At 61.6% G+C, this 964-nt stretch carries 1 pseudogene; it reads left to right on the forward strand.

What is annotated here, in order from left to right:
• Positions 1-108 precede the first annotated feature (108 nt).
• A pseudogene (locus QJT78_RS51595) lies at positions 109-576 on the forward strand (hypothetical protein); the annotation flags it as partial.
• Between the last annotated feature and the right edge of the window lie 388 nt (positions 577-964).

Genomic DNA, 964 nt, shown 5'->3' on the forward strand with positions numbered 1-964 from the left:
GCCGAAAGTCATCGCCGGTGTAAAGTTCATCGACGGAATCGAAGTCATTCCGAACACTGAAAGCCACGCCGCCTGATCAGGCCGCGTCACCCAAAATCAGCCATAGCTCAGGCCGCGCCCGCGCAGGCGCCCAGCCTCAAGCAGATCGCGCTGACCGACAAGCAGCTCGACGGCGTGCTCGCCGCGCAGAAGGACATGGATGCGATCACGGAAAAGCTGCCGGAGAACACCGCGCCCGACCAGAAGGTGATCGGCCAGCTCGACGGCGTCGCCAAGAAGAACGGCTTTGCCGGCTATGACGACTACAACAACGTCGTCGACAACATCAGCCTCGTGCTCGGCGGCTTCGATCCCGCGACCAAGAAATATGTCGGCACCGAAGCCGTCATCAAGGCGCAGATCGCGCAGGTCCAGGCCGACAAGAAGATGCCGGCCAAGGACAAGAAGGAAGCGCTCGACGAACTCAACGAAGCGCTGAAGACGCCGGCGCCGCAGGTCGAGAACAAGGCCAACATCGATCTGGTCGGCAAGTACTACGACAAGCTGGTCGCCGCGCTGGGTGACGATCAGAACTGAGCGCTGTAAGGGCAAGCGCTCGCCACACTCACAGCCGTCATGTCCCGGCTCGACCGGGGCATCCAGTACGCCGCGGCGGATGTGGTGAGAGCGCGCTCTCCAATATGGGCCTCTGGAATATTGGATCGCCCGGTCAAGCCGGGCGATGACACCTTTGGTGTGGTTCGCGCTCCCGCCTCACCGCGCTCTTGATCCCGAAACAAAAAGCCCCGGAGACATCTCCGGGGCTTTTGTCGTTTTCAGCCTTGCTCATCGCTCGCTACACCCGCCGCTGTCATGCCCCGTGGGTCGGTCAAAATCCCCCGGGTATGGTCACTTGAAACTCCCCCACCTGATGATCGCCGTCAGCGCCGCTGAACAGCAGTAGCCGGTCAGGCAGGACGTTTAT

The organism is Bradyrhizobium sp. Mp27 (genome assembly GCF_029953005.1).
Classification (GTDB): domain Bacteria; phylum Pseudomonadota; class Alphaproteobacteria; order Rhizobiales; family Xanthobacteraceae; genus Bradyrhizobium; species Bradyrhizobium barranii.